27 protein-coding genes and 1 pseudogene are annotated in these 24,604 nt (G+C 51.0%); 11 read left to right on the top strand and 17 right to left on the bottom strand.

What is annotated here, in order from left to right; genetic code table 11:
• The first annotated feature begins 51 nt into the window (after positions 1 to 51).
• Both ACHHZ7_RS19015 and ACHHZ7_RS19010 read left to right on the top strand, forming a co-directional pair.
• Positions 52 to 429 carry a hypothetical protein gene (locus ACHHZ7_RS19015; protein ID WP_060682216.1) on the top strand — a complete coding sequence of 126 codons (378 nt, stop codon included), beginning with the start codon at positions 52 to 54 and terminating at the stop codon, positions 427 to 429.
• 52 nt (positions 430 to 481) lie between these two features.
• Positions 482 to 1,318, top strand: a complete 837-nt coding sequence (locus ACHHZ7_RS19010) for a DMT family transporter (protein WP_081003594.1) — start codon at positions 482 to 484, stop codon at positions 1,316 to 1,318.
• Positions 1,319 to 1,327: 9 nt separating this feature from the next.
• On the opposite strand, the gene ACHHZ7_RS19005 is transcribed toward ACHHZ7_RS19010, so the two are convergent.
• Entirely contained in the window at positions 1,328 to 1,849 is a 522-nt protein-coding gene (locus ACHHZ7_RS19005) for a GNAT family N-acetyltransferase (RefSeq protein WP_048226507.1), read from the bottom strand.
• 110 nt (positions 1,850 to 1,959) lie between these two features.
• Here ACHHZ7_RS19005 and tam point away from each other — a divergent pair, with 110 nt between their 5' ends.
• Positions 1,960 to 2,718, top strand: a complete 759-nt coding sequence (gene tam, locus ACHHZ7_RS19000; protein WP_060682217.1) for a trans-aconitate 2-methyltransferase — start codon at positions 1,960 to 1,962, stop codon at positions 2,716 to 2,718.
• 131 nt (positions 2,719 to 2,849) lie between these two features.
• Entirely contained in the window at positions 2,850 to 3,227 is a 378-nt protein-coding gene (locus ACHHZ7_RS18995) for a GFA family protein (protein ID WP_003832953.1), read from the top strand.
• Here ACHHZ7_RS18995 and ACHHZ7_RS18990 read toward each other — a convergent pair.
• The 7 genes from ACHHZ7_RS18990 to sad form a co-directional block, all read right to left on the bottom strand.
• The gene (locus ACHHZ7_RS18990; RefSeq protein ID WP_048235395.1) at positions 3,224 to 4,138 is read right to left on the bottom strand and encodes a bestrophin family protein; all 915 of its coding nucleotides are present in this window, start codon (positions 4,136 to 4,138) and stop codon (positions 3,224 to 3,226) included. The genes ACHHZ7_RS18995 and ACHHZ7_RS18990 overlap by 4 nt on opposite strands.
• Positions 4,139 to 4,352: 214 nt before the next feature.
• On the bottom strand, positions 4,353 to 5,804 hold the full coding sequence (locus ACHHZ7_RS18985) for a tagaturonate reductase (protein ID WP_008784755.1): 1,452 nt from the start codon (positions 5,802 to 5,804) through the stop codon (positions 4,353 to 4,355).
• A 106-nt stretch (positions 5,805 to 5,910) separates the two neighbouring features.
• Positions 5,911 to 6,438 (bottom strand): N-acetyltransferase, encoded by a 528-nt coding sequence (locus ACHHZ7_RS18980; protein WP_060682218.1) that lies wholly within the window; start codon positions 6,436 to 6,438, stop codon positions 5,911 to 5,913.
• A gap of 80 nt (positions 6,439 to 6,518) precedes the next feature.
• On the bottom strand, positions 6,519 to 6,878 hold the full coding sequence (locus ACHHZ7_RS18975) for a DUF4186 domain-containing protein (protein ID WP_060682219.1): 360 nt from the start codon (positions 6,876 to 6,878) through the stop codon (positions 6,519 to 6,521).
• Entirely contained in the window at positions 6,878 to 7,804 is a 927-nt protein-coding gene (glsB, locus tag ACHHZ7_RS18970; protein ID WP_003832944.1) for a glutaminase B, read from the bottom strand. The genes ACHHZ7_RS18975 and glsB overlap by 1 nt, the downstream gene beginning before the upstream one ends.
• Positions 7,805 to 7,866: 62 nt before the next feature.
• Positions 7,867 to 9,444, bottom strand: coding sequence for a methyl-accepting chemotaxis protein (locus tag ACHHZ7_RS18965; protein ID WP_060682220.1), 1,578 nt, complete (start codon positions 9,442 to 9,444; stop codon positions 7,867 to 7,869).
• A 103-nt stretch (positions 9,445 to 9,547) separates the two neighbouring features.
• Entirely contained in the window at positions 9,548 to 10,936 is a 1,389-nt protein-coding gene (gene sad, locus ACHHZ7_RS18960; RefSeq protein WP_060682221.1) for a succinate-semialdehyde dehydrogenase, read from the bottom strand.
• Positions 10,937 to 11,038: 102 nt separating this feature from the next.
• Here sad and ACHHZ7_RS18955 point away from each other — a divergent pair, with 102 nt between their 5' ends.
• Together ACHHZ7_RS18955 and ACHHZ7_RS18950 are read left to right on the top strand one after the other, a co-directional pair.
• Positions 11,039 to 11,914: a LysR family transcriptional regulator gene (locus ACHHZ7_RS18955; protein ID WP_048214206.1), complete on the top strand. Its 876-nt coding sequence runs from the start codon at positions 11,039 to 11,041 to the stop codon at positions 11,912 to 11,914.
• 222 nt (positions 11,915 to 12,136) lie between these two features.
• Positions 12,137 to 13,333 (top strand): sugar transporter, encoded by a 1,197-nt coding sequence (locus tag ACHHZ7_RS18950; protein WP_032943422.1) that lies wholly within the window; start codon positions 12,137 to 12,139, stop codon positions 13,331 to 13,333.
• 43 nt (positions 13,334 to 13,376) lie between these two features.
• On the opposite strand, the gene ACHHZ7_RS18945 is transcribed toward ACHHZ7_RS18950, so the two are convergent.
• The gene (locus tag ACHHZ7_RS18945) at positions 13,377 to 14,042 is read right to left on the bottom strand and encodes a MarC family NAAT transporter (RefSeq protein ID WP_060682222.1); all 666 of its coding nucleotides are present in this window, start codon (positions 14,040 to 14,042) and stop codon (positions 13,377 to 13,379) included.
• A 257-nt stretch (positions 14,043 to 14,299) separates the two neighbouring features.
• Here ACHHZ7_RS18945 and marR point away from each other — a divergent pair, with 257 nt between their 5' ends.
• Genes marR through marB form a run of 3 tightly spaced genes read left to right on the top strand, consistent with a single transcriptional unit; the run spans position 14,300 to position 15,385 of the window.
• The gene (gene marR / locus ACHHZ7_RS18940) at positions 14,300 to 14,734 is read left to right on the top strand and encodes a multiple antibiotic resistance transcriptional regulator MarR (protein WP_003832935.1); all 435 of its coding nucleotides are present in this window, start codon (positions 14,300 to 14,302) and stop codon (positions 14,732 to 14,734) included.
• Between the two features lie 18 nt (positions 14,735 to 14,752).
• On the top strand, positions 14,753 to 15,136 hold the full coding sequence (marA, locus tag ACHHZ7_RS18935; RefSeq protein ID WP_003032424.1) for an MDR efflux pump AcrAB transcriptional activator MarA: 384 nt from the start codon (positions 14,753 to 14,755) through the stop codon (positions 15,134 to 15,136).
• A gap of 30 nt (positions 15,137 to 15,166) precedes the next feature.
• Positions 15,167 to 15,385 carry a multiple antibiotic resistance protein MarB gene (gene marB, locus ACHHZ7_RS18930; protein WP_008784747.1) on the top strand — a complete coding sequence of 73 codons (219 nt, stop codon included), beginning with the start codon at positions 15,167 to 15,169 and terminating at the stop codon, positions 15,383 to 15,385.
• A 30-nt stretch (positions 15,386 to 15,415) separates the two neighbouring features.
• Here the strand turns inward: marB and eamA are convergent, their stop codons facing one another.
• A complete protein-coding gene (gene eamA / locus ACHHZ7_RS18925) occupies positions 15,416 to 16,315 on the bottom strand; it encodes an O-acetylserine/cysteine exporter (protein ID WP_032943417.1) in 900 nt (299 codons plus the stop codon).
• A 198-nt stretch (positions 16,316 to 16,513) separates the two neighbouring features.
• On the opposite strand from eamA, the gene ydeE reads away from it, so the two are divergent.
• The gene (gene ydeE, locus ACHHZ7_RS18920; RefSeq protein WP_060682224.1) at positions 16,514 to 17,701 is read left to right on the top strand and encodes an efflux MFS transporter YdeE; all 1,188 of its coding nucleotides are present in this window, start codon (positions 16,514 to 16,516) and stop codon (positions 17,699 to 17,701) included.
• Between the two features lie 40 nt (positions 17,702 to 17,741).
• On the opposite strand, the gene urtE is transcribed toward ydeE, so the two are convergent.
• Genes urtE through urtA form a run of 5 tightly spaced genes read right to left on the bottom strand, consistent with a single transcriptional unit; the run spans position 17,742 to position 23,209 of the window.
• A complete protein-coding gene (urtE, locus tag ACHHZ7_RS18915) occupies positions 17,742 to 18,440 on the bottom strand; it encodes an urea ABC transporter ATP-binding subunit UrtE (protein WP_060682225.1) in 699 nt (232 codons plus the stop codon).
• A gap of 9 nt (positions 18,441 to 18,449) precedes the next feature.
• Positions 18,450 to 19,247, bottom strand: coding sequence for an urea ABC transporter ATP-binding protein UrtD (gene urtD / locus ACHHZ7_RS18910; RefSeq protein WP_060682226.1), 798 nt, complete (start codon positions 19,245 to 19,247; stop codon positions 18,450 to 18,452).
• Positions 19,247 to 20,320 (bottom strand): urea ABC transporter permease subunit UrtC, encoded by a 1,074-nt coding sequence (urtC, locus tag ACHHZ7_RS18905; RefSeq protein WP_008784742.1) that lies wholly within the window; start codon positions 20,318 to 20,320, stop codon positions 19,247 to 19,249. The genes urtD and urtC overlap by 1 nt, the downstream gene beginning before the upstream one ends.
• Positions 20,320 to 21,894 carry an urea ABC transporter permease subunit UrtB gene (urtB, locus tag ACHHZ7_RS18900; RefSeq protein ID WP_060682227.1) on the bottom strand — a complete coding sequence of 525 codons (1,575 nt, stop codon included), beginning with the start codon at positions 21,892 to 21,894 and terminating at the stop codon, positions 20,320 to 20,322. The genes urtC and urtB overlap by 1 nt, the downstream gene beginning before the upstream one ends.
• Positions 21,895 to 21,937: 43 nt before the next feature.
• Positions 21,938 to 23,209 (bottom strand): urea ABC transporter substrate-binding protein, encoded by a 1,272-nt coding sequence (gene urtA, locus ACHHZ7_RS18895; RefSeq protein WP_003832925.1) that lies wholly within the window; start codon positions 23,207 to 23,209, stop codon positions 21,938 to 21,940.
• Positions 23,210 to 23,695: 486 nt separating this feature from the next.
• Between urtA and mgtS the strand changes: the two genes are divergently transcribed.
• A complete protein-coding gene (mgtS, locus tag ACHHZ7_RS18890; RefSeq protein ID WP_003032406.1) occupies positions 23,696 to 23,791 on the top strand; it encodes a protein MgtS in 96 nt (31 codons plus the stop codon).
• A 284-nt stretch (positions 23,792 to 24,075) separates the two neighbouring features.
• Here mgtS and ACHHZ7_RS18885 read toward each other — a convergent pair.
• Together ACHHZ7_RS18885 and ACHHZ7_RS18880 are read right to left on the bottom strand one after the other, a co-directional pair.
• A pseudogene (locus ACHHZ7_RS18885) lies at positions 24,076 to 24,477 on the bottom strand (diguanylate cyclase domain-containing protein); the annotation flags it as partial.
• A 17-nt stretch (positions 24,478 to 24,494) separates the two neighbouring features.
• Positions 24,495 to 24,604 (bottom strand): IS1 family transposase (locus ACHHZ7_RS18880; protein WP_019725171.1); only part of this gene is annotated, 110 nt, incomplete at its 5' end.

The following is a 24,604-nucleotide window of genomic DNA, read 5'->3' as shown; positions in this document are numbered from 1 at the left end:
ACTTCACTTACTTTCAGAAATACGATAATAAAATTGAGTACATATCGGACAATGCGAAACAAAAAAAGCAAAACCATCCTACGCTTCATGCTCTTGCTACTATTTACCTCTACGCTGTCGAGCTGCACATTAACCCGTGTTTCCGACAGCACACATGCCAAAGAGGTCGATGAGCTGAATGTTATTGGTCTGAGCCTGGAGGGAGCAAGGCAAAGAGCAACTGAAAAAGGTTTTGTGTGCAGCGAATACGGAAACGTGAACACGGTTGTAACCGAACAGGGTGAGCATCGATGGCTACAAACTGAATGCAGCAAGAAAAGTGCAGAGCTGTTCTGCCCGCAAATGCGTTTTGTCGTTCTTAATGTCGATCCCAACACGAATAGAGTCGTTGATGTTGGCAATTATGTTAATCAACACACCTGTTTTTAAAGACAACACCTGCATCTTGCGCTAATTATCGTATCGACTAAAGGACGTTATCTTGCTCATCAGAATCATCATCGCAATGGTCGCATTTGCCGGCAACTCCGTACTTTGCCGACTCGCGTTGAAGGGGATGCATGCTGATGCTATTTCATTCAGCAGCCTCCGGTTGATAAGTGGCGCAATTGCCCTTTTCTTTTTTATTGCGATAACATCTGACAGCAGAAAATTTGAATTCAAGTGGTTAAATGCCCTGCTACTTTGCATCTATGTTTTTTCATTCTCCATTGCCTATGTTTCTCTCAGCACCGGTGCTGGTGCCCTGCTGCTCTTTGGTACCGTTCAGTTCGTCATGACAGTTTGGGGGATAGCTCAGGGAGAAAAGCTCGTAATTTTAAAAATAACAGGAATACTCGGGGCATTGGCTGGAATAGCCATATTGCTGCTTCCTGGTGCAGAACGCCCTTCCTTGTATGCTGCAATAATGATGGTTATTGCTGGGTTAGCCTGGGCTTTCTACAGTATCACAGGGAAAAAAATCACGGATGCTGCTGCCTCAACCGGGGGGAATTTCATCCTGGCAATCCCGGTCGCATTGATTATCCCTCTGTTCTTCCGCTCTCATCTTCATATTGATATATATGGATTAGTTCTGGGCGTGCTTTCTGGTGCAATTACATCGGGAGGTGCATATCTGCTCTGGTATTCATTGATCCCCTTACTCAGGTCCACAACGGCCAGTACTATTCAACTCAGCGTACCTTGTCTGGCCACTCTCGGTGGGATCCTATTTTTGGGCGAAACGCTCACCGTCAGAATCCTTCTCGCAAGCGTCATTATTTTGGCTGGAATTGGCTTAGTTATTTTCTCTGATATGAGAAAAGGAGCAAAATAGACTGATTAATTATCGGCAAAGACGATACAGAACATGTTGTGCCAATCGATGATCTGGCGGCAACGCGGGATGCGTGAACTCTTCTGTTTTATTCATACCAAGTCGTATCATCAGATTCTCTGACGGTTTATTCAGCACAGAAGTAAATGAAACGACTTCATTTAGCGCCAGTACGTCAAAAGCAAATGCAAGACTCGCTTGCGCGGCTTCTAACGCCAGACCCTGGTGCCAGTATGCTTTAGCAAGGCGCCAGCCAATTTCGGTACAGGGTGAAAAATGAAATTTATCAGGTTGTGGATGCAACCCCACACAGCCCACAAACTGGTGTGTTTCTTTTAGCTCTACGGCCCAAAATCCCCAGCCGCGTTCTGCAATACCTTCACTAAATCTATCGGCCAGGTTATCGCTTTCAGCTTTCTGTAGCGGCGCGGGGAAAAAACGCATCACGTCAGAATCGGCATTGAGTGCAGCAAAAGGGGCTCGGTCTTTAGCCTCCCACTGTCGTAATATCAACCTTGATGTTTCCAGCATATTCCTGCCCTTATCATTCATTTTCATATAATCTTCTAAAATAAGTGGCTCATCGGCAAGGTCTTATACCGTCCTTTTCCGACTTTTCCTCTCATACTGGAGATTTATACATGGCCGACTGGAACCCTTCGCTTTATCTGCAATATGCAACTGAACGTTCAAGACCCGCAGCAGAATTACTCAGCCGTGTGGCGTTAGAAAATGTCCGCTCAGTTGTTGATCTTGGTTGTGGTCCGGGAAACAGTACGGCATTGCTGCATCAGCGCTGGCCCACGGCAAAGACAACAGGTGTCGATTCTTCACCTGCTATGCTGAATGAAGCGCGCAACGCATTACCTGACTGCCATTTTATCGAAGCGGATATTAGCCAGTTTCAGCCCGAGCATCCCGTGGATCTGCTTTATGCAAATGCGTCGTTACAGTGGGTGCCCGATCACTATGAATTATTCCCACATTTGGTCTCACAACTGAGTCACAACGGTGTTCTGGCCGTGCAAATGCCGTATAACTGGCTGGAGCCCACGCATGTACTGATGCGCGAAGTGGCTTATGAACAAGATTACCCCGACCGGGGGCGTGCTCCGCTTCCTGGCGTTCACGCCTACTATGATATTTTGACCGAAGCGGGTTGTGATGTGGATATCTGGCGTACAACGTATTATCACATTATGGATTCGCATCAGGCGATTATCGACTGGGTAAGCTCAACGGGACTACGCCCCTGGTTGCAGGATTTGAGCGAAAGCGAGCAGCGTCATTACCTGGCTCGCTACCATGAACTGCTTCAGGATCAATATCCGTTGCAGGAAAACGGCAATATTTTGCTGGCATTTCCGCGGTTGTTTATTGTTGCCAGACGCAATAGTTAAGCGTTTATCATCAGACAGATCACAGGACTGGGCTACCGAGTATGCGCGCCCTCGCCTTTTTATCATAAGGATCTAGTGGCTATGTCTGGCATCTGCTAGTGTCTTGCCACATGTTTCTGACGGGAGTTGTTATGTCTAAAGTCTACATTGGTGGGTGTCTGTGTGGCTCGATCCGCTTCACTGCCAGCAGTCCTAATAATTCCCATACCTGCTCATGCGATATATGCCGGAAACATACGGGGGCCCCAACCGTCGTCTGGATTGAGTTTGATGCAGAAAATGTAGAATGGACGGGAAAAGCCGGAAAACCGACAACCTGGCGCTCATCTGAAACCACCAGTCGGGCTTTTTGCCCTCAGTGCGGTAGTTCCGTGGGCGCTATCGATGACGCTCCGGTCATTGCGCTTTTAGCCGGCGCTTTTGACGATCCTAATGATGAAGATCTGGCGCCGGAGTTTCATTCGTTTTCTGATATGCGGCCAGCATGGTGGGAAACAGAACGAAACTAAGTTAGTTGGTAATGTTTATCCGGCATATGTTTTGCTGGCACATTAGTTTCATCGTTCATTTGCAGTAAATCGATTTCGATTGCATTGCAAATCGCATCCAGCGGCAGATCATTGTTCTCAGTACCAAACGGATCTTCAAGCTCTTCCGCAAGCGCATCGAGCGAGATAAAAGTATAGGAAATAAGCACTGAAATAAACGGCGTCATGTAGTGAAGATCCACCACCAACGCGAATGGCAGCATGATACAAAACAGATAAACAGTGCGATGAAGGATCAAAGTATAAGCAAACGGAACTGGTGTATTCGCGATTCGCTCACAACCTGCCAGTACTGCCGACATATCATTTAATCTGTTGTTTAAACTATGAAATAATATATCGGACAGCTGTCCATCACGTCTGCGTATGGCCAACCACTCCCCCATCAGCAACAAAATGCGGTTTGCTGGCGATTGTGCGGCAAATACCGTCTGCAGATCTTTCTCGCTGAGATATTTCGCCAACGGCTCTGCCTGTGGGTTTCGACGTAATGTCATGCGTAAACAGTGGGCAAATGCGATTTGCAGACGAACAAACTGCCCCAGTTCAGCGTCATCCGGTAAGGTGGTTTTCACCTCGCGAAGTAGCGATCGGGAAGCAATCATCAACTGTCCCCACAGGTGTCTGGCTTCGACATAACGTGAATAGCAGGCGTTATTGCGAAAACCTAAAAAGATAGCAATCGCCACGCCCAGAATACTGAACGGTGCCAGGGTAAATTTAATACCCAACATCGTATACCAGGGCAACATGATGATAACGGCGATGGAGAGCAGGAAGTTCAGCAGCAACCGTGAGAATATTTTAGATAATACTGAACCATGCCAGACGAATATCAGGCGCAGCCAGTGTTGTTGGGGACGAACGATCATGGTTATCTTCGGGAAAATGTGAAATCCGTCACATTAGACGCGATAGCGATCAATGTTGCAAGTTAATCGCAACATTAACCCAACAACTTTTGCCCTGCTTAAAATGAAGCCGCACCTAAGTCACAGACCGGGTTTATGATATAAACACACAGTATGTTGTAACTAATGTATATCCAGAAAAAACCCGGCCTGAGCCGGGTTGTCGGTAGTCGTCTTAGCAAAGTGGCTTAACGGCTTCACGCATACCTTTTGCCAGAATGGTATCCAGATCGGCAGAGACCTGTTCCACCAGTCCAGAAACCTGCGTCAGATCTTGTTCCCAGTGTTCTTTGACACCCAGTACAGATTTGACCAACGCTTCGGTACTTATCTGGCGATCGCGATGCTGGGACCACAGCTGTTGAAAACGTTCTATCCAGTGCGCATCATCCTGAACCGGATAAGACTCACCGTTGCGCTCTCCACGATAAAAAGCAATTAACGCGGCAAGCGCAAACGTCAAACGCGCCGGCAGCTTACCGCTGGCCTGTTGCCCTGCCAGCAGTTGCGGCAATATACGGGTGCGGAATTTGGTCATGCCATTCAGGGCAATCGACAGCAGCTGATGTTTTATATACGGGTTGCAGAATCGACCGGTTACCGCGCTGGCGAAAGAAGCTAACTCATCACGTGGCAAATCCAGTACCGGAATGATCTCTTCATAGATCGCTTTCTCCACGAAAGCACAAATCTCAGCGTCATTCATCGCCTCACCCACGGTGTCCAACCCTGCCTGCCAGGCAACAGGGACCAGCGCGGTGTGAGCACCGTTGAGAATCGCCACTTTGCGCTCTTTGTACGGTTTGATGTCATCCACGATCAGGACATTCAGCGGATACTTATCCAGACGTAGTTCTGCGGCTAATGACTTCGGCCCCTGAATGACAAACAGATAGAAATGTTCTGCGGTATCGAGGAAAGCATCATGATAGCCCAGTTCAGCTTCGAGCTTAGCTACCTCATCACGCGGATAGCCGGTAACAATACGGTCCACCAGCGTGGAGCAAAATGCATTGGCCTGATCCAGCCACTGAATAAACGCTTCCGGCAGCGCCCATTCCTGAGCGTAGCGCAGAACCAGTTCACGCAGCGCATCACCGTTATAATCAATCAGTTCGCAAGGGATGATAATCCAGCCTTTATCCAATGCGCCGTTAAAATAGCTGAAGCGTTCGAACAGCAGACGCGTCAGTTTAGCCGGATAACTAACCGCTGGCGCGTCGTCAAACTTATCGCCCGCGTGGTAACTGATACCTGCTTCCGTGGTGTTAGAGAACACAAAACGCATATCAGGATTATGCGCCAGCTTCAGGAACTCATCGTATTCGCTATAGACGCTGATTTCACGGTTAACTGAACGAATTAGACGGGCATCACTGACGGCCTCGCCCTTCTCATTCAAACCACGAATGATAGTGGTATAGAGGCCATCCTGCGTACTCAGCGATGGCGGGAAGGAACTTTCGATAGGACGAACAATGACCACACCAGCGTTCAGATCGGTATGCTCGTTCAGCAGATCTACCTGCCAGTCTACAAAGGCGCGCAGGAAGTTTCCTTCACCAAACTGAATAATGCGTTCAGGATACTGAGCACCGGGGAAATCGCGACGATTTAGTGTTTGCACAATGGGTTCCCTTTATGATTAGTCATACAACCTGATTGAATTGGTCTAATAGGTTAGCAAACTTTAATACATTGAAACCCTGTTTTGATCAATCCCCGGCGACAAATTAGAGCGTTTTATAGAAAAGTGTGGTTCCGGTCAGCATCCCATCGGGCATTTGGGCATAGTCAGGTATCACCCCTACCTTTTTCCACCCACAATTGTGGTAGAACAACTCCGCACCACTGCCCGTCGCCGTATCAAGCACCAGCAGCGTTTTACCTTGTTGACGCGCGCAACTTTCCAATTCGTTCATCAATTCACGGGCCAGGCCACCGCGTCGCGCTGAGGGGTGAACCAGCAGTTTGGCGACATCAGCACGATGAGGTTGATTTTCGGGTTGATCGATAATGAGTTGGACGGTACCGACAAGCCCCCCCTGCGCATTCTGCATACCAAGAACGATCCGTTCTCCGCGAGAAACACTTTGCGCGACCTTCATCCAGAAAGGCTCTGATTTTTCGCGATTAAAGGGCAGCATAAAACTGATGGAGGCGCCGTCATTGACGCACTGTTCAAGAACATCGCTGAGCTCGTCGATTCTCGACAGAATCTGTGCCGCGCTCAGCACAAAGCAGGGTTTGCCGGAAGCCATGGTTTCTCCTTAGATTGACCCCTTCATACTGCTTTTAACAATTACACAACTCAAGGGGGCATATCATAGGATAATGTTATCTATGGCTTGTTCATTTGGAGCACTAACCAGTGGTAAATAACCGTGACAACGTAACGTTGCTGTTCATCGTTTAGCGCTACACCCTGAGGTATATCATGCCATTTCGCCAGACACCCTCGACAGCACGTCGCCGTAGCATGTTGAGCAATAAATACCGGGTGACCACGCATAGGAGTCTGTTTTCCATCATTGGCGGGAAACGCAGGTGCCAGTCGTTTAGCTATAAAATCCGCAGCATGTTGCTCGATAACTGGCGCCCCTTTATCCAGACAATACTGCCTTTCTTTCTGACCAAGACGAAACCGCGAGCGAAACGTTGATTTCGCCAGCCGGACAAAAAGAGGATCGAGCGTTTTCATCAGTAAACCGAGCGCCCCAGCTGTTGTGTTAATTGCTCCAGCACGGCGATACCGGCCAGTGAATTTCCCGCCGGATCCAGTTCCGGACTCCAGACAGCAATCGCCATCTCGTGTGGCACGATCGCCACGATGCCGCCACCCACACCTGATTTCGCCGGAAGCCCGACCCGCCAGGCAAATTCCCCTGCGTTCTGATACATGCCGCTGGTCGCCATCAGCGCATTGATCTGCCGGGCCTGCATCGGAGTGACCACTGGCTCAGCAAGATGAAAGGCATGCCCTTGATTTGCCAAAAAGACAAAAGTCCGCGCCAGTTCCACACAGCTCATTTTCAGCGCGCAGTAGTGAAAATAGTTCTGCAAAACGGTGGGCACGTCATGGTGAAAATTGCCGAAGGATTTCATCAGCCAGGCAATAGCGGCGTTACGCGCCGAGTGCTCAAACTCCGATCGCGCGACCGTCGCATCATAGGCGATATCCGACACGCCGCTTAATGCCCGCACCACTTCCAGCATCCGTTGACGCGGTGCGCTTAGACGCCCTTGCAGCATATCGCAAACCACCAGCGCCCCGGCATTAATAAAGGGATTGCGAGGGATACCCTGCTCCATTTCCAGCTGCACCAGGGAGTTAAAAGGATGACCGGAAGGATCTTTGCCGACGCGCTGCCAGATCTCCTCTTCCTGATAGTGACGCATCGCCACGACCAGACTGAGCACCTTTGAAATCGACTGAATAGAAAAACGTTCTTGCGCATCTCCCGCCTGATAGTGCTGTCCATCAACGGTACAGATAGCAATACCCAGTTTTGAACCGTCGACGGAGGCTAATGCCGGAATGTAGTCAGCGACTTTACCCTGACCAATCAGCGGACGAACCTGCTGCACAATGGTCTCTAAAATTGAATTGTCCATGGCCCTGGCCACAACATGCTCCTTGCTCGCAGGTATGAAAGGCCTGCGAGTATAACAGAGCTGAATACGCAGCGTCAGGCCGGAAGGCGGAATCTGGCCACGGCCTGCATAAGCTGGTTAGATTCATGGTGAAGCTGTAAGGAAGAATCAGATGCAGCATTCACCAGATCACTGGTTTGTCGGGCTTCGCCGTTCAGGACATGGAGCTGACGGGTTAACTGGTGAATACTGTTCCCCTGATTTAACGTTGCAGTCGAAATGTCGTTCAGTAACGCGCCGAGGTTTTCCACCAGTGCGATAACCTGCTGCAAATTCTTATCCAGTCCGTTAACCGCGTGAAAGCCCTCTTCAATGCCCTGTAACGAGTGTTTAATCAGTGTCTGAATGTTTTGCGTAGACTGACCGCTTTTCCGCGCCAGCAGCCCAACTTCTTTCGCAACCACGGCAAACCCGCGCCCTTGCTCTCCGGCATGTGCTGCCTCGATTGCCGCGTTAAGAGCCAGGATATTTGTCTGAAATGCAATGTTGTCGATAAGCGTTGTAATCCCTCGCATTTCAGCCGAGCGAGTCACAATCGCCTGCATTGACGCATTTACCGTCGCCATCATTCGGTCTCCACCTGCCGCAATATCACGCGCCTGCACTGCGCGTTGATTCGCCAGTTCAGCAAAGCCACTGTTATCCTCAACATGCGTTTCCAGAACCGAAATATGCGATGTCACAGTGCTCAACTCTTCACTTTGTTTTGCCGACTGCTGGTATAGCTGTTTATTGTTCTGCGCAAGTTCGTTGATATTTCCTACCATTGCGGTGGTGGCATCATTCACCTGCCGCACCAGCGCGCAGAGCCCCAGCTGCATTGCAGCAATACGCGAACTTAATTGCGTCACTTCCCGATTAAACTGACTCACCTGCGGGGCTGGCCGAGAAAGATCACCCGCCGCTAAAATATCGATATGATCGATCAGCCGTCGCAGCGGCATAATCACCCAACGGAACATACTACGCCAGACCAGAAAGGCGATAACCACCAGCACCAGAGGAATAAACAAAAATAGATTCTGTAAACGCTCAAGACTGGTCAACAGCTGCTGACGCCCAGCTTCCGCATGTCGCCCACTGTCCTGCTGAAAGCGCGCGTAATTAGCGTTAAAGTCTGTCTGAAAGGCCTGCACGGGTACGGCAAAAAACGCATCAATGGAACCTGACTGCATCAGCCCATCCGCCTGCTCCTGAATACCGCTATAAAAACGCTGATAGCTCTCAGTTAGATCCGGATCCGACTGCGGCTTCATATCCCGCCAGGCATCCCATGCACTTTTTGACTGCGCCAGCGCCCGATACGCCTCTTCCATTAACGGACGCCAACTCCCGTCCGAACCGGTGGCGGCATCCTGCATAAAATAAATTCCCGCACGGTTAAGTAAATCGCTGGCAGATAATAACGCCACCCGCGCTTCATCGACCTTTGCCTGCTGCAAAAGCGCGAGTTGATTACGCCCTTCATTATGCTGTGCGTCGCTGACTGAGGCCGAGAGCATCAAGGAGGACACGACCTGCAAAACAGAGAACAGCGCAATAATGCAAAAAATGCCGGTTAACAGACCGAACTGACGGGGTATTAGACGATGGAAAATTTGCGTTATGTTCATATTACTCTTCTGTATCAAAGCGTTAGCTGCGAGTGTACGGAGAGTAAATGACAGAAAAATTGCAGAAATAAGACAGGTGCCCCCAGCGGAGGCACCCACACCATCAAAGGCGGTTTTTCCAGACGGTCTGCACGTTACAAAACTCATGCAGGCCAAAGTGAGAAAGTTCGCGGCCAAAGCCACTTTTCTTCACACCACCAAACGCAACGCGAGCATCGCTGGCGCTGTAACCATTGATAAATACGCCACCACACTCCAGGCGTGACGCCATCTTCTGCGCCAGCGCTTCATCTGCAGTAAACACCGTGGCGGATAAGCCGAAATCACTGTCATTCGCCAGCGCTAAGGCATGTTCAGCATTCTTCGCCACGGTAATTGCCGCAACCGGACCAAACAGCTCCTGGCGGAACGCCGTCATCTCTGGAGTGACATCGCCCAGTACCGTCACGGCATAGTAATTGCCCTGACCCGCAATTTTTTCCCCGCCGAGAAGTAACCGTGCCCCTTCGGAAAGGGTGGCTTCTACCTGCTGGTGCAGCTCATCACGCAGATCAAATCGCGCCATCGGCCCCAGATCGTTTTCTTCGTTCAGCGGATCACCCATTTTGAGCTCGCTCGCAGCGGCCACAAAGCGTGAAGTAAATTCTGCCGCAATCCCTTCTTCGATAATAAAGCGCTTGGCTGCCGCACAAACCTGCCCGGTGTTCTGATAACGCCCAGCGACCGCTGCCTTAACGGCCAGATCGAGGTCAGCATCATTGAGGACAATAAACGGATCGGAGCCGCCCAGTTCAAGCACACATTTTTTCAGCGCGGCACCCGCCTGGGCGCCAATCGCCGCACCGGCACGTACACTGCCTGTCACCGTTACCGCCGTAATACGCGGGTCATTGATCATCTGACTGACCCCGGCGTTATCGGCATTCACCCAACCGTAAACCCCCGCAGGTACACCCGCATCAGCGAAAACCTGCGCAATAATTGCAGCACAGCCGGTTACGTTAGGCGCATGCTTTAACAGGTAACCATTTCCGGCCAACAGAATCGGGACGGCACCTCGCATTACCTGCCAGAGCGGGAAGTTCCACGGCATGATCGCCAGAATGGTTCCTACCGGACGATATTCAATCACCGCCTGATTATTCTCCACCAGCGTAGGTTCCGGATTGAGCATCGCCGGTCCATGCTCGGCGTACCAGTCACACAATGCAGCTGACTTGGCGACTTCAGCACGCGCCTGCTTAATGGGTTTACCCATTTCACGTGAGATACACCGCGCCATCTCTTCCGCACGATGGCGCAGAGCTTGCCCGATCTGGCGCAGCGTTTGCGCACGGTGCTCAACGGAAGTATGTTTCCATTCGCTATAGCCATTCGCGGCAAGGTTCAGCGCATGATCAATCTCTTCCGCGCTGGCCCACGGCATCGCCGTCAGCCTTTCACCGCTGGCAGGGTCAATGGAAATCGCATGTGTTGCTGCTGTGATAGTCATAAGTGCCTCTTTTTATCGCAGGGTATGGTTATATCATGAGCATATTTACTCTTTCTGAAAAATGAATAATATTAACCATACCATTCACGAATAGAGAAGATTATGGATCTGACGCAGCTGGAAATGTTCAATGCCGTCGCGGAGACTGGCAGTATTACACAGGCCGCCGCGAAAGTGCATCGCGTGCCATCCAATCTCACCACCCGTATACGTCAGCTTGAAGCCGACCTGGGCGTTGATCTGTTTATTCGTGAAAACCAGCGCCTGCGGCTTTCCCCATCCGGGCACAACTTTTTGCGCTACAGCCAGCGGATCCTGGCACTGGTTGAGGAAGCCAGGATGGTCGTCGCCGGGGATGAGCCACAAGGACTCTTCTCTCTCGGCTCGCTTGAAAGTACAGCAGCAGTACGCATCCCCGCCACGCTGGCTGAATATAACCAGCGTTACCCCAAAATTCAGTTCGCGCTGGCGACAGGTCCTTCAGGCACAATGCTGGACGGCGTACTCGACGGTACATTGAACGCGGCCTTTGTCGATGGCCCGATTACCCATCCGGGACTTGAAGGAATGCCGGTCTACCGTGAAGAGATGATGATCGTGACGCCGCACGGCCATCCCCCCATTCAGCGGGCCAGCGACGTCAACGGTTGCAGTATTTACGCCTTTCGCGCCAACTGTTCCTATCGCCGCCATTTTGAAAGCTGGTTTCATGCCGATCGCGCCATGCCCGGCACCATTCATGAAATGGAGTCATATCATGGCATGCTGGCCTGCGTCATTGCCGGCGCGGGTATCGCACTAATCCCGCGATCGATGCTGGAGAGTATGCCAGGGCATCATCAGGTCAACGCCTGGCCGCTAAGCGAGAACTGGCGCTGGCTGAATACATGGCTGGTCTGGCGCAGAGGTGCAATGACACGTCAGCTGGAAGCGTTTATTGAGGTGTTGAACCCTCAGTTATCACAGAGCCCGGAGTAACTGGCAATCCTCAAAGAACATGAATACCTGTAAATCCGGGTGAAGTCATACGCCCGGAATTTCATTATTATTGAAATACTTAAAAATCCGAGGAATGTTCGGCAGCACATTGTGGCGCCCTGCCAATGAAATGAGATCCATATCACAAAATGATTGTATTTTCGCCAGCAAACGTTTTAAGATCGTGGCCTTACCTTTTCGCAGCTAATCCTCTTATTTGATATGACAACAGACACTGTTTCCCGCAAGGTCGCGTGGCTACGGGTAGTTACGCTTGCCATTGCCGGTTTTATTTTCAATACCACCGAGTTTGTCCCTGTCGGCTTGCTGTCCGACATCGCACAAAGCTTCAATATGCAGACCGCTCAGGTCGGGATCATGCTGACGATCTACGCCTGGGTTGTCGCCCTGATGTCGCTCCCTTTTATGTTACTTACCAGTCAGGTGGAGCGCCGAAAACTGCTGATCTGTCTGTTTGTTGTGTTTATCGCCAGCCATGTGCTCTCTTTCCTGGCATGGAATTTTACCGTGCTGGTAATTAGCCGTATTGGTATTGCTTTTGCGCACGCTATTTTCTGGTCGATTACCGCATCGCTGGCGATCCGCCTGGCCCCTGCCGGTAAACGTGCACAGGCTCTCAGCCTGATTGCCACTGGCACCGCACTGGCGATGGTGTTGGGGCTGCCAATCGGGCGTATCGTCGGTCAGTATTTTGGCTGGCGCACAACCTTCTTCGCCATCGGTATGGGGGCGTTAGTTACCTTGCTTTGCCTGATAAAGCTCCTGCCCAAACTACCCAGTGAGCACTCCGGCTCTTTAAAAAGCCTGCCGGTGTTATTCCATCGTCCGGCATTGATGAGTCTGTATCTACTGACGGTGATTGTGGTCACCGCACATTACACGGCCTACAGCTATATCGAGCCGTTTGTGCAGACCGTCGCGGGTCTGAGCGCAAACTTTGCTACCGTGCTGTTGCTGGTTCTGGGTGGCGCGGGAATTGTCGGTAGCGTCATTTTCGGTAAGCTGGGGAATCTGCATGCGTCAGTGCTGATTAGCAGTGCCATTGCCCTGTTGACGGTATGTTTGGTGCTGTTACTTCCCGCTGCTGACAGCGAAATGCACCTTGCTGTCCTGAGTATTTTCTGGGGCGTCGCCATCATGCTGATAGGTCTGGGAATGCAGGTGAAAGTGCTGGCGCTTGCTCCGGATGCGACTGACGTCGCAATGGCACTATTCTCAGGTATCTTTAATATCGGTATTGGCGCTGGTGCGCTGGTAGGCAATCAGGTGAGTTTACACTGGTCGATGTCTACAATTGGTTACGTCGGAGCAGTGCCTGCCGTTGCCGCGTTGATATGGTCGGTGATTATCTTTCGTAAATGGCCGGTATCGTTGGAAGAACAGCCTCAGCATTCGTGAAAAATGTGCCCGGTAGACATTAACGATTACCGGGCACAGCGTTCTAAGCGTAGGTTTTAATAATTTCCAGCACGCCGTTAATAATAAACTGCACGCCCATACACACCAGTAAGAAGCCCATCAAACGAGAAATCGCTTCGATACCACCTTTGCCGACGAGGCGCATGATCCCCCCGGAACTGCGCAAACAGCCCCACAGGATAATCCCAACAACCGCAAAAATAATCGGCGGTGCAACCATGATCACCCAGTCCGGAAATTCGGAACCATGACGCACGGTTGACGCGGAACTGATGATCATCGCAATCGTTCCCGGACCGGCAGTGCTTGGCATAGCCAGCGGTACAAAGGCGATATTGGCAGTCGGCTCGTCTTCCAGCTCTTCTGACTTGCTTCTCGCTTCCGGAGAATCATGCGCCTTCAGCTGCGGAAACAGCATCCGGAAGCCGATAAACGCAACGATTAACCCACCCGCAATACGTAGTCCGGGAATCGAAATCCCGAAGGTATTCATCACAAGTTGCCCGGCATAGTACGCCACCATCATGATGGCAAACACGTAAACGGACGCCATGAGTGACTGACGGTTACGCTCTGCGCTGTTCATATTGCCGGCAAGGCCAAGGAACAACGCTACGGTGGTTAACGGGTTTGCCAACGGTAACAGGACTACCAGCCCAAGTCCTATCGCTTTAAACAAGTCCATCATAATGTCATCTTTCCTGTGCGTTAATCGTCAACGGCAAGTATACGGTGAAATCCGCGAGATAAGCCATTTTCGCGATGTAAGGATTCATTTTTCATCCACGCGTATAAACCATAATTATCAGATCGTTAAAATTTCACTCATCGGATGTTGAGTCCGATGATTTAACAAAACGTGGCATTTGCTGACTCATTCATTTGACTTATATTTGCCTAAGCAATAATATCAGCCGTGACTAACTACTTGCCAGGGCAACCATTGTGAAAAACACCAGTGATCTGTTTAACGAAATCATCCCACTGGGTCGTTTGATCTATATGGTTAATCAGAAAAAAGATCGTTTGCTAAACGACTATCTGTCACCGCTGGATATCACGGCATCGCAGTTCAAGGTGCTCTGCTCCATCCGTTGCGCGGTGTGCATCACCCCTGTCGAATTGAAAAAAGTGCTGTCTGTCGACCTTGGCGCCCTGACGCGGATGCTGGACAGACTGGCCTGTAAAGGCTGGATCGAAAGGCTTCCGAATCCACATGACAAGCGTGGCGTGCTGGTGAAACTCACTGAGCATGGCGCAGCAATTTGCGAGCAGTGTCATCAATTAGTAGGGCAAGACCTGCACCAGGAACTAACAAAAAACTTAACGGCGGATGAAGTAGCCACACTTGAGCACTTGCTTAAGAGAATCCTGCCGTAAACAGAAAGAGGTATGACGATGTCCAGACGCAATACTGACACAATCACTATTCATAGCATTTTGGACTGGATCGAAAATAACCTTGAATCGCCGCTCTCGCTGGAAAAAGTGTCTGAGCGTTCAGGTTACTCCAAATGGCACCTGCAACGGATGTTTAAAAAAGAAACCGGTCATTCACTGGGTCAATACATTCGCAGCCGTAAAATGACTGAAATAGCGCAAAAATTAAAAGAGAGTAACGAGCCCATTCTTTATCTGGCAGAGCGTTACGGTTTTGAGTCTCAGCAGACGCTGACCCGGACATTCAAAAACTATTTTGATGTTCCGCCGCATAAGTACCGTATGACGAATATGCACGGCGAATCACGCTATTTGCTTCCACTCAATCAATGTAATTGCTAATCGCCAGTTAACGACGTAACCGAGGAAATCATGAAACTTCTGTCTTATGCAATGCTGGCCCTGATGTTTGTTATTTCGGGCCAGAGCATGGCGGAACAGACCGCGCAACCTGCCACCCAGAACAGTCGCGACGCGATGATTATGCCCCCTGCGCACGATCAGTCCCCGTTCGATTTTAATCATATGGGTGCAGGCAGCGACAAGTCCGACGAATTAGGTGTGCCTTATTACAATATGCGCAACCTGTAATTATATTGCCCCGCCACTGCGGGGCTTTTTTTAGCCCCTCACCGACGCAACCTTACGCAACCGAAAGCCAAACACATTGATATACAACCCTGCCATGATCAGTAGCGCACCGAGCAGTTGCAATCCGGTCAGCGTTTCATCCAGCAGCACGGCCGCACTCGCCAGTCCAACGACCGGCACCAACAGCGACAACGGCGCGACACGCCAGGTTTCATAGCGTCCGAGTAACGAACCCCAGATACCGTAACCCACAATGGTCGCCACAAACGCCAGATAAACCAGTGAAAGAATGGTGGTCATATCTATCTCCACCAGACTGTGGATCATTTGCGTTGGACCATCGAGAATTAATGAAGCAAGGAAGAACGGAGCAATAGGGATTAACGCGCTCCATACCACCAACGACATAACGGCTGGGCGCGAGGTATGCTGCATGATTTTTTTGTTAAAGATATTGCCGCAGGCCCAGCTTAGCGCCGCCGCTAGCGTCAGCATAAAACCGAGCATGCCAACATGCTGACCGTTCAGACTGGCCTCAATCAGTACCAGCACGCCAAATACCGCCAGCGCAATCCCTACCAATTGTTTACCCTGCAGGCGCTCACCGAAAGCAAATGCGCCCAGAACAATGGTAAAAAACGCCTGAGCCTGCAATACCAGAGAAGCTAACCCTGCAGGCATACCGAATTTGATAGCGCTAAAGAGAAATGCGAACTGCCCAAAACTGATGGTCAGGCCATAGCCGAGCAATAACGAAAGTGGGATTTTCGGCCTGGCAACAAAGAGTATTGCCGGAAACGCCACCAGTAAAAAACGTAATCCCGCCAACATTAGCGGTGGCATATTGTGCAGACCCACTTTAATAACGACAAAGTTCAGTCCCCAAACCACGACAACCAGTAACGCTAACAACCCGTCTTTACGCGACATACCACCGCCCCTGCAAATATTAAATTTTTGTAAACAAGTTAAAGTAACGGAAATCGTTGTGCCGTAACAGATCATTATTTCAGGTAGGCCACGCAAGGCATTTTCGGACAACTTATTGAGTGTACATCACAGTTTTGACATGCTATTTGTTTCTTATATCTAAAAAAAACATAACAACATGCATTGTCGGGCAGGCAAATGAATATCTCCTTGAGAAGGTCCACTCTCGCGTTACTCGCGTCATCTTTGTTATTAACAATTGGCCGTGGCGCCACTCTGCCATTTATGACGATTTACCTCAGTCGGCAGTATCATCTGAGCGTTGACCTGATCGGCTATGCGATGACGGTCGCGCTGACCATTGGCGTGGTGTTCAGCCTTGGCTTTGGTATTCTGGCCGACAAGTTCGATAAAAAACGCTATATGCTGCTAGCAATTTGTGGCTTTGCTTCTGGCTTTATTGCAATCCCGCTGGTGCATAACGTGGCGGTAGTGGTTTTACTCTTTGCCCTGATCAACTGTGCCTACTCCGTCTTCGCCACGGTGCTGAAGGCCTGGTTTGCCGATAATCTGTCTGCCACCAACAAGACTAAAATTTTCTCGCTTAACTATACCGTGCTGAATATTGGCTGGACCGTTGGTCCACCGCTGGGCACTCTACTGGTGATGCAAAGCATTAACCTGCCATTCTGGCTGGCTGCCGCCTGTTCAGCATTGCCACTGGTGTTTATCCAGACCTGGGTAAAACGTTCGACAGCACCATCAGAAGGTTTAAACGCCGCGGTGTGGTCCCCTTCGGTACTCCTGCGCGACCGGGCATTATTTTGGTTTACGTTATCGGCCTTTCTGGCATCGTTTGTTGGCGGTGCTTTTGCGTCCTGTATTTCGCAATACGTTATGGTGGTAGCGGATGGCGATTTTGCCGAGAAAGTGGTAGCAGTCGTCCTGCCCGTTAACGCCGCCATCGTAGTATCACTGCAATACGCACTTGGCCGCAGGCTCACCGCCACGAATATCCGCCCGTTGATGACAGTGGGTACAGTCTTCTTTGTCGTTGGCCTGGTCGGTTTCGCTTTCTCCGGCAACAGTCTGTTGTTATGGGGAATTTCTGCTGCCTTTTTCACTATCGGCGAAGTCATTTACGCGCCGGGTGAATACATGCTTATCGACAACATCGCGCCAGCAGGCATGAAAGCCAGCTATTTTTCCGCCCAGTCGTTGGGCTGGCTTGGCGCAGCGGTTAACCCATTAGTCAGCGGCGTCATTTTAACCACATTGCCGCCATGGTCGCTGTTTGTCGCGCTGATAGTGGCGATCGTTCTTGCCTGGGCGCTCATGATAAAAGGCATGCGCGCCAAGCCCTGGGGGCAGACGGTGGTCTGCTGATGAGTATAGCGACAGAGCCGAAGCCGCTCTGTCGCATACCTCAGATTGCAACCAGTCCCCGAACGCCCTCGGCCTCCATATTTTTACCATCGCCGCTTTGAATAATGCTGCCCCGCGACATGAGCAGGTATTTGTCGGCCAGCTGCTGCGCAAAATCGTAGAATTGCTCCACCAGCAATATAGCCATATCCCCCCGGTGCGCCAGTTGAGAAATCACCTGACCAATCTCTTTAATCACCGACGGCTGGATCCCTTCCGTTGGCTCATCAAGAATCAACAACTGTGGGCGACTTGCCAGCGCTCGTCCAATGGCCAGTTGCTGCTGTTGCCCGCCGGACAAGTCTCCGCCACGCCGATGCTTCATCTCCTGTAAAACAGGAAAGAGCGCGTAAATATCATCAGGCACATGCCGGGCCTCCGGTGCTGAAAAACGGGAAAGACCGAGCAGCAGATTCTCTTCGACCGTCAAACGCGGAAAAATATCACGCCCCTGTGGGACATACGCCACACCGGACCTGACCCGCTGATGCGGCTTCCAGTGAGTGACATTTTTATCCTGCCAGAGCACGCTTCCGCTACGGGCCGGAATAAGCCCCATCAGACACTTTAGTAGTGTTGTTTTCCCCACGCCGTTACGCCCCAGCAAGCATGTCACCTCACCGATACGCGCTTCAAAGCTCACCCCGCGCAGAATATGGCTGCCACCATAATATTGATTCAGTTCTTTCACCTGCAGCATGTAAACTCCTTAACGCCCGAGATAAACTTCAATAACCTGCTCGTTGGCCTGCACATCGCGAAGACTCCCCTGAGCGAGGACACGTCCCTGATGTAATACTGTGACGCGATCGGCAATGGTTTCAACAAATCCCATATCGTGCTCAACAACCATCAGAGAGTGCTTACCGGCAAGCTGGCGAAACAGCTCCGCCGTGTATTCCGTTTCCGCATCCGTCATCCCCGCCGCGGGTTCATCCAGTAGCAGTAAATGCGGCTCCTGCACCAGCAGCATGCCAATTTCGAGAAACTGTTTTTGCCCATGCGAAAGCAGACCGGCGCGGCGGGCCCGCTCATTACCCAGCCGCAACAGCGCCAGTACTTCATCAATACGATCCCGTTGTTCGCCTGAGAGTCGTGCCCGTAGAGCCCCCCAGACAGATTTATCATTTTTCAGCGCCAGCTCCAGGTTCTCTTCCACCGTTAATGCTTCAAATACCGTGGGCTTTTGAAATTTCCGTCCAATCCCCTGACGCGCGATGGCAATGGGATCGAGCGTTGTTAAATCGGTCGACTGATCGTATATCGCACAACCACTTTGCGGTCTGGTTTTACCGGTTATGACATCCATTAACGTCGTCTTCCCGGCGCCGTTGGGGCCAATAATACAGCGCAGCTCCCCGACGCCAATATTGAGCGAGAGATCCGTTAACGCCTGGAATCCGTCGAAATTAACGTTAATTTTTTCCAGTTGGAGTACCGGGTCCGTTTGTTCGCGAAACCGATCGCCAGGCATCTGGCGAGTAAAAAGTCCTTCATCCGGCTGCATTATTTGTCTCCTTTGCGAAACAGGCCAATCACACCACGGGGTAAAAAAAGCGTAACGCCAATAAAGATCAGGCCAAGAAACAACTGCCAGTATTCCGGCATAATGACGGTAAACAGGCTTTTAGCACCGTTCACCAGTACAGCGCCAAATACCGGGCCGATCAGGGTTCCACGTCCGCCGAGAGCAACCCAAATCGCCGCTTCAATCGAGTTGGTCGGCGACATTTCGCTGGGGTTGATAATCCCTACCTGCGGGACATAAAGCGCCCCGGCCAGGCCGCACAGCACAGCGGAAAGCGTCCACACCAGTAACTTGAAACCTTTCGGATCGTAACCACAGAACATCAAACGGTTCTCGGCGTCGCGCACGGCGGTCAGAATACGACCAAACTTACTGCGGGCCAGCGCAAGTCCCAGCCATATTGCCAGCACCAGTAGCATAACCGTCGCCAGAAACAGCGCGATCCTGGTGGACGTCGCGGTCACCGGAAACCCCAGAATGGTGGTAAAACCGGTAAAACCGTTATTTCCACCAAAGCCGGTTTCATTGCGGAAAAACAGCAGCATTCCGGCGAAAGTCAGGGCCTGGGTCATGATGGAGAAATAGACACCTTTGATTTTTGAACGGAAGGCAAACCAACCAAATACCAGGGCCAGCAGGCCCGGCACCAGAACAACCAGCAGCATCGCCCAGAGAAAATGTTGCGTCCCCCACCAAAACCAGGGCAGCTCGCTCCACGACAGGAACGACATAAAGGCCGGTAATCCTTCGCCGGAAGCCTGGCGCATCAGGTACATTCCCATCGCATAGCCCCCCAGCGCGAAGAAGATACCGTGTCCCAGAGAGAGCATTCCGGCATAACCCCACACCAGATCCAGCGCAACGGCCACAATGGCATAGCAGAGAATTTTCCCGGCCAGCGTCAACGTCCACACCGATATGGCCAGCGGATGCTCCGCAGGTAACAGCGCAAGAAACGGCAGAATAATCAACGCCAGCAGTAAGCCCAGACCCAGCACGCGTGTTGTACGCGGCGCTTTACGCGCCAGCGTTATTGTCATTGGCATCGTCATCAGTCAATAACCCTCCCTTTCAGCGCGAACAGTCCCTGAGGTCGTTTCTGAATAAACAGAATGATCAACACCAGGATCATGATTTTGCCAAGAACCGCCCCCACCTGAGGCTCCAGAATTTTATTGAAGATCCCCAGCCCAAAGGCTGCAGCCACGCTCCCGGCAAGCTGTCCAACGCCGCCCAGTACCACCACCAAAAACGAATCGATAATGTAGCTTTGCCCCAGCTCCGGTCCTACGTTACCTAGTTGCGAGAGCGCCACACCTCCCAGTCCGGCAATTCCTGAACCAAGGCCAAAGGCCAGCATATCGACTCGTCCGGTAGGTACGCCGCAGCAGGCCGCCATATTGCGATTTTGCGTCACGGCACGCACGCGCAGCCCGAGGCGCGTTTTATTCAACAGCAGCCAGGTGAAGAACAGCACCAGCATGGCAAAGCCAAGCACCACTATTCGGTTCCACGGCAATATCAGATTGGCATAAACCTGAATGCCGCCGGAAAGCCATGCCGGATTGGCGACTTCCAGGTTTTGCGCGCCGAAAGTCATACGCACCAACTGGATGAGCATCAGGCTGATACCCCAGGTCGCCAGTAGCGTTTCAAGCGGACGGCCATATAAATGGCGTATCACCCCACGCTCGAGCAGCATTCCTACTGCCGCAGTCAGCAAAAAGGCGACCGGAAGTGCAATAACCGGATACCAGGCTAACCCGTGCGGGAAAAACTGCCCCATCAGCTGTTGCACCATCCAGGTACAGTACGCCCCGAGCATTAACATCTCGCCATGCGCCATATTGATGACGCCGAGTAATCCATAGGTTATCGCCAGACCCAATGCCGCAAGCAGCAAAATAGAACCCAGTGACAGTCCCATGAAAGCCTGCCCAAGAAGATCCCCAACCTTCATGCGATGCGAGATGGAATTCAGACTTTCGTCAGCGGCAGCACGCACTCGGGCATTGGGTTCATGTTCAGCCCTGGTGAATGGCTGCAGGCGCGCCTGAGTTTCAGGATCATTTGACTCCCCTAATAGTTCGATTGCCTGAAGCCTGACTTCCGGCGAGGTGCTACCCAATTGCAGATTTGCCAGTACAATAGCGAGTGCGGATTTCACATCACCATCTGACTCCTGAGCCAGTCGTTGTTGTAAAAACGGCAGCATGTCCGGCTGCGCCTCACGCTGTAATGTACGAGCTGCCTCCCCCCTTACCGTGACACTGTCACTTAAAAGCTGATGGACAGCCAACGCTCCGGCTACCAGATTACGCAGGCGGTTAGTCAGGCGAATTTTTTTTAGCTCGCCGTTTGGGGCTATCGCTGTTCCTAACGGCTGTACGTGCGAGCCGTTCATGATGAAGGCATTTTTCGTGTTATCGGTCAGCAGGTTCTCATCTCGCAGTGCGCTGAGCAGAGGGATGCGCTGAACGTCAGGATTCACCGCCCATTGTTCAAGCAAGGCGGCCTGCTGAGCACGGTTGGCGGCGGTAAAGGTATCAGCATCTGCGGCCTGGGCTATCCACGGCAAAAACCACATCAGCAACAACACACCACGAATAAAGCGCATAGCTTTCATGAGCGTTCTCCAAAGCATTACCCTCCCGCAGGAGGGCGTTAGATCAGTTGCTGGCGGTTTTCACAGGCTGTTCAGATTTTTTATCATTACCAGCGATGTACGGACTCCACGGCTGGGCGCGGACCGGCTCATCGGTTTGCCACACCACGTTAAACTGGCCGTTGCCTTCAATCTCGCCAATCATGACGGGTTTATGCAGGTGATGGTTGGTCGCATCCATGGTCAGGGTAAAACCTGATGGCGCAGCGAAGGATTGCCCCGCCATAGCAGCACGAACTTTATCCACATCGGTAGTTCCGGCTTTTTCTACCGCCTGCGCCCACATATGCAGGCCAACATATGTGGCTTCCATTGGGTCGTTCGTCACCACCGAATCAGCATTCGGTAATTTGTGCGCTTTGGCATACGCCCGGTAATCAGCGACAAACTTTTTGTTGGCCGCATTATCGACGGACTCAAAGTAGTTCCAGGCGGCAAGGTTGCCCACCAGCGGTTTGGTATCAATACCGCGTAGCTCCTCCTCACCCACGGAAAAAGCCACCACCGGCACATCGGTGGCTTTCAGCCCCTGATTCGCTAACTCTTTATAGAACGGTACGTTAGAATCCCCATTGATGGTTGATACCACCGCCGTTTTTCCCCCTGCGGCGAATTTTTTAATACTGGCGACAATGGTCTGGTAATCGCTGTGTCCGAATGGAGTGTACACCTCTTCGATGTCTTTATCGGCGACCCCTTTTGAGTGCAAAAAGGCGCGTAAAATTTTGTTGGTCGTGCGCGGATAAACATAATCCGTGCCAAGCAGGAAGAAGCGTTTCGCGCTACCGCCGTCCTCACTCATCAGATACTCAACCGCAGGGATCGCCTGCTGATTGGGGGCTGCGCCGGTATAGAAGACGTTAGGCGACATCTCCTCACCTTCGTATTGCACCGGGTAAAACAGCAGACCGTTTAACTCTTCAAATACCGGTAGAACCGATTTACGCGACACCGATGTCCAGCAGCCGAAAACTGCCGCCACCTTGTCCTGACTCAGCAGTTGTCTTGCTTTTTCAGCAAATAACGGCCAGTTCGAGGCCGGGTCAACCACCACCGGTTCCAGCTTTTTACCCAACACACCGCCCTGAGCATTTATTTCATCGATGGTCATCAACGCCACATCTTTTAGCGGCGTTTCGGATATGGCCATCGTGCCGGATAACGAATGCATGATGCCAACCTTAATGGTGTCGGCTGCCTGAACGCTAAAACTCACGCCCATTGCGACAACAGAGGCAGAAAGTGCAAAAGCTTTTAAAAATGTACGACGCTGCATAGTTTCACTCCTGAAATTAGACTTGCTGAAAGCTCCGGTGCAGCCGGGCAGACAAAACGGTGCAAATTAAGGGTGTTCAGAAGTGATAAGGCAAAAACGATGCCAGATATTAAAACCTCATATAAAATCAACAAATTAGCATCTCGCGCACATAGATCAGTATTACATTTTCCCGCCAAAAGGATTAATCACACGAAAAATTGAACCACCATGAGACAACTCTGCATTATAAACGTGCAACAATCTGTATCAGCAGCACACCGTCATAACAGCGTCTCAGGGTTTAAAAACAGGGTTATTTGTACGCAGATAAATGTGTCTCGTCACTATTATTTATTTTATTCGACGTGATCATGTCAAAAATTTACTTTTCAGTCGAAATAATCACACAGTTCAGCCTTTGTTTAAGATTGAATTGCTACTATAGTCATAAGCGAGGTGAACTTAAGGTAAGAGAGGAAACTCACAGATAAAGGAGCATTTACTATGCTGGGTAATATGAATATTTTTATGGCTGTTCTGGGAATTATTTTATTTTCCGGTTTCCTGGCCGCGTATTTTAGCCACAGATGGGATGATTGATGAACGGAGATAGTCCTGCACCGACCCGGCCCCTTGTAGCGTAGCTGCACAAGGGGCCATTTTTTTACCTGAATCGCACTCGCTGTGCCTTTTTCCTGATTTACAGATAAAAAAAACCGCCGGATAAACCAGCGGTAAATGCTTGCATGGATAGATTTGTGTTTTGCTTTTATACGCTATCTGGCAATTCCCTGCGAAGATAACGGATAGTCAGCTAACCTATCACCGACAACCCCAATGAAAGTTAAACGAAACGCAACTACCTCAAAGCATTTTTCGAAAACTCACGCACTGAGGGGATACGAGGTTCCGTCATTGGTGTCCACCAACGCAATTTGCTCATTTTCATCTATAAACATGCAGCGATTCCTGCCGGTCTGTTTCCCCTGATACATCGCCCTGTCGGCCCGACCAAGCGCGGTATCCAGCGTTTCACCCTGTTGAACCCGGGTTATGCCTGCCGTCACCGTGATACCGATCTCTCCCTCAGTGTAGGGAATTTTTTTCTGACCAATCAGACGACAAAGTCGCAAACCCGCCTTGCATGCCTGCTCGTCCGTTTTTGTTCTGATGATGATAATGAACTCTTCTCCACCGTAGCGGTACGCCGCCTCATCATATCGCGTCCATGACAATAAATTTGATGCCAGAGCCCGCAATACCACGTCACCAACCAAATGGCCGTAGGGGTAATGACTCCAACTTATTGATAGTGTTTTATGTTCAGATAATGCCCGATGACTTTGTCATGCAGCTCCACCGATTTTGAGAACGACAGCGACTTCCGTCCCAGCCGTGCCAGGTGCTGCCTCA

The organism is Citrobacter freundii complex sp. 2024EL-00216, assembly GCF_043945515.1.
Taxonomy (GTDB): domain Bacteria; phylum Pseudomonadota; class Gammaproteobacteria; order Enterobacterales; family Enterobacteriaceae; genus Citrobacter; species Citrobacter portucalensis.
This window is presented reverse-complemented; position numbering and strand designations above follow the sequence as displayed.

What these genes read in the sequence shown, in the direction of transcription:
- ACHHZ7_RS19015 (WP_060682216.1), top strand. Translation starts at nt 52, where the DNA reads ATGCGAAACAAAAAAAGCAAAACCATCCTACGCTTCATGCTCTTGCTA.
- ACHHZ7_RS19005 (WP_048226507.1), bottom strand. Translation starts at nt 1,849, where the DNA reads ATGCTGGAAACATCAAGGTTGATATTACGACAGTGGGAGGCTAAAGAC.
- tam (WP_060682217.1), top strand. Translation starts at nt 1,960, where the DNA reads ATGGCCGACTGGAACCCTTCGCTTTATCTGCAATATGCAACTGAACGT.
- ACHHZ7_RS18995 (WP_003832953.1), top strand. Translation starts at nt 2,850, where the DNA reads ATGTCTAAAGTCTACATTGGTGGGTGTCTGTGTGGCTCGATCCGCTTC.
- ACHHZ7_RS18990 (WP_048235395.1), bottom strand. Translation starts at nt 4,138, where the DNA reads ATGATCGTTCGTCCCCAACAACACTGGCTGCGCCTGATATTCGTCTGG.
- ACHHZ7_RS18980 (WP_060682218.1), bottom strand. Translation starts at nt 6,438, where the DNA reads ATGGCTTCCGGCAAACCCTGCTTTGTGCTGAGCGCGGCACAGATTCTG.
- ACHHZ7_RS18975 (WP_060682219.1), bottom strand. Translation starts at nt 6,878, where the DNA reads ATGAAAACGCTCGATCCTCTTTTTGTCCGGCTGGCGAAATCAACGTTT.
- ACHHZ7_RS18965 (WP_060682220.1), bottom strand. Translation starts at nt 9,444, where the DNA reads ATGAACATAACGCAAATTTTCCATCGTCTAATACCCCGTCAGTTCGGT.
- sad (WP_060682221.1), bottom strand. Translation starts at nt 10,936, where the DNA reads ATGACTATCACAGCAGCAACACATGCGATTTCCATTGACCCTGCCAGC.
- ACHHZ7_RS18955 (WP_048214206.1), top strand. Translation starts at nt 11,039, where the DNA reads ATGGATCTGACGCAGCTGGAAATGTTCAATGCCGTCGCGGAGACTGGC.
- ACHHZ7_RS18950 (WP_032943422.1), top strand. Translation starts at nt 12,137, where the DNA reads ATGACAACAGACACTGTTTCCCGCAAGGTCGCGTGGCTACGGGTAGTT.
- ACHHZ7_RS18945 (WP_060682222.1), bottom strand. Translation starts at nt 14,042, where the DNA reads ATGATGGACTTGTTTAAAGCGATAGGACTTGGGCTGGTAGTCCTGTTA.
- marA (WP_003032424.1), top strand. Translation starts at nt 14,753, where the DNA reads ATGTCCAGACGCAATACTGACACAATCACTATTCATAGCATTTTGGAC.
- marB (WP_008784747.1), top strand. Translation starts at nt 15,167, where the DNA reads ATGAAACTTCTGTCTTATGCAATGCTGGCCCTGATGTTTGTTATTTCG.
- eamA (WP_032943417.1), bottom strand. Translation starts at nt 16,315, where the DNA reads ATGTCGCGTAAAGACGGGTTGTTAGCGTTACTGGTTGTCGTGGTTTGG.
- ydeE (WP_060682224.1), top strand. Translation starts at nt 16,514, where the DNA reads ATGAATATCTCCTTGAGAAGGTCCACTCTCGCGTTACTCGCGTCATCT.
- urtE (WP_060682225.1), bottom strand. Translation starts at nt 18,440, where the DNA reads ATGCTGCAGGTGAAAGAACTGAATCAATATTATGGTGGCAGCCATATT.
- urtD (WP_060682226.1), bottom strand. Translation starts at nt 19,247, where the DNA reads ATGCAGCCGGATGAAGGACTTTTTACTCGCCAGATGCCTGGCGATCGG.
- urtC (WP_008784742.1), bottom strand. Translation starts at nt 20,320, where the DNA reads ATGACGATGCCAATGACAATAACGCTGGCGCGTAAAGCGCCGCGTACA.
- urtB (WP_060682227.1), bottom strand. Translation starts at nt 21,894, where the DNA reads ATGAAAGCTATGCGCTTTATTCGTGGTGTGTTGTTGCTGATGTGGTTT.
- urtA (WP_003832925.1), bottom strand. Translation starts at nt 23,209, where the DNA reads ATGCAGCGTCGTACATTTTTAAAAGCTTTTGCACTTTCTGCCTCTGTT.
- mgtS (WP_003032406.1), top strand. Translation starts at nt 23,696, where the DNA reads ATGCTGGGTAATATGAATATTTTTATGGCTGTTCTGGGAATTATTTTA.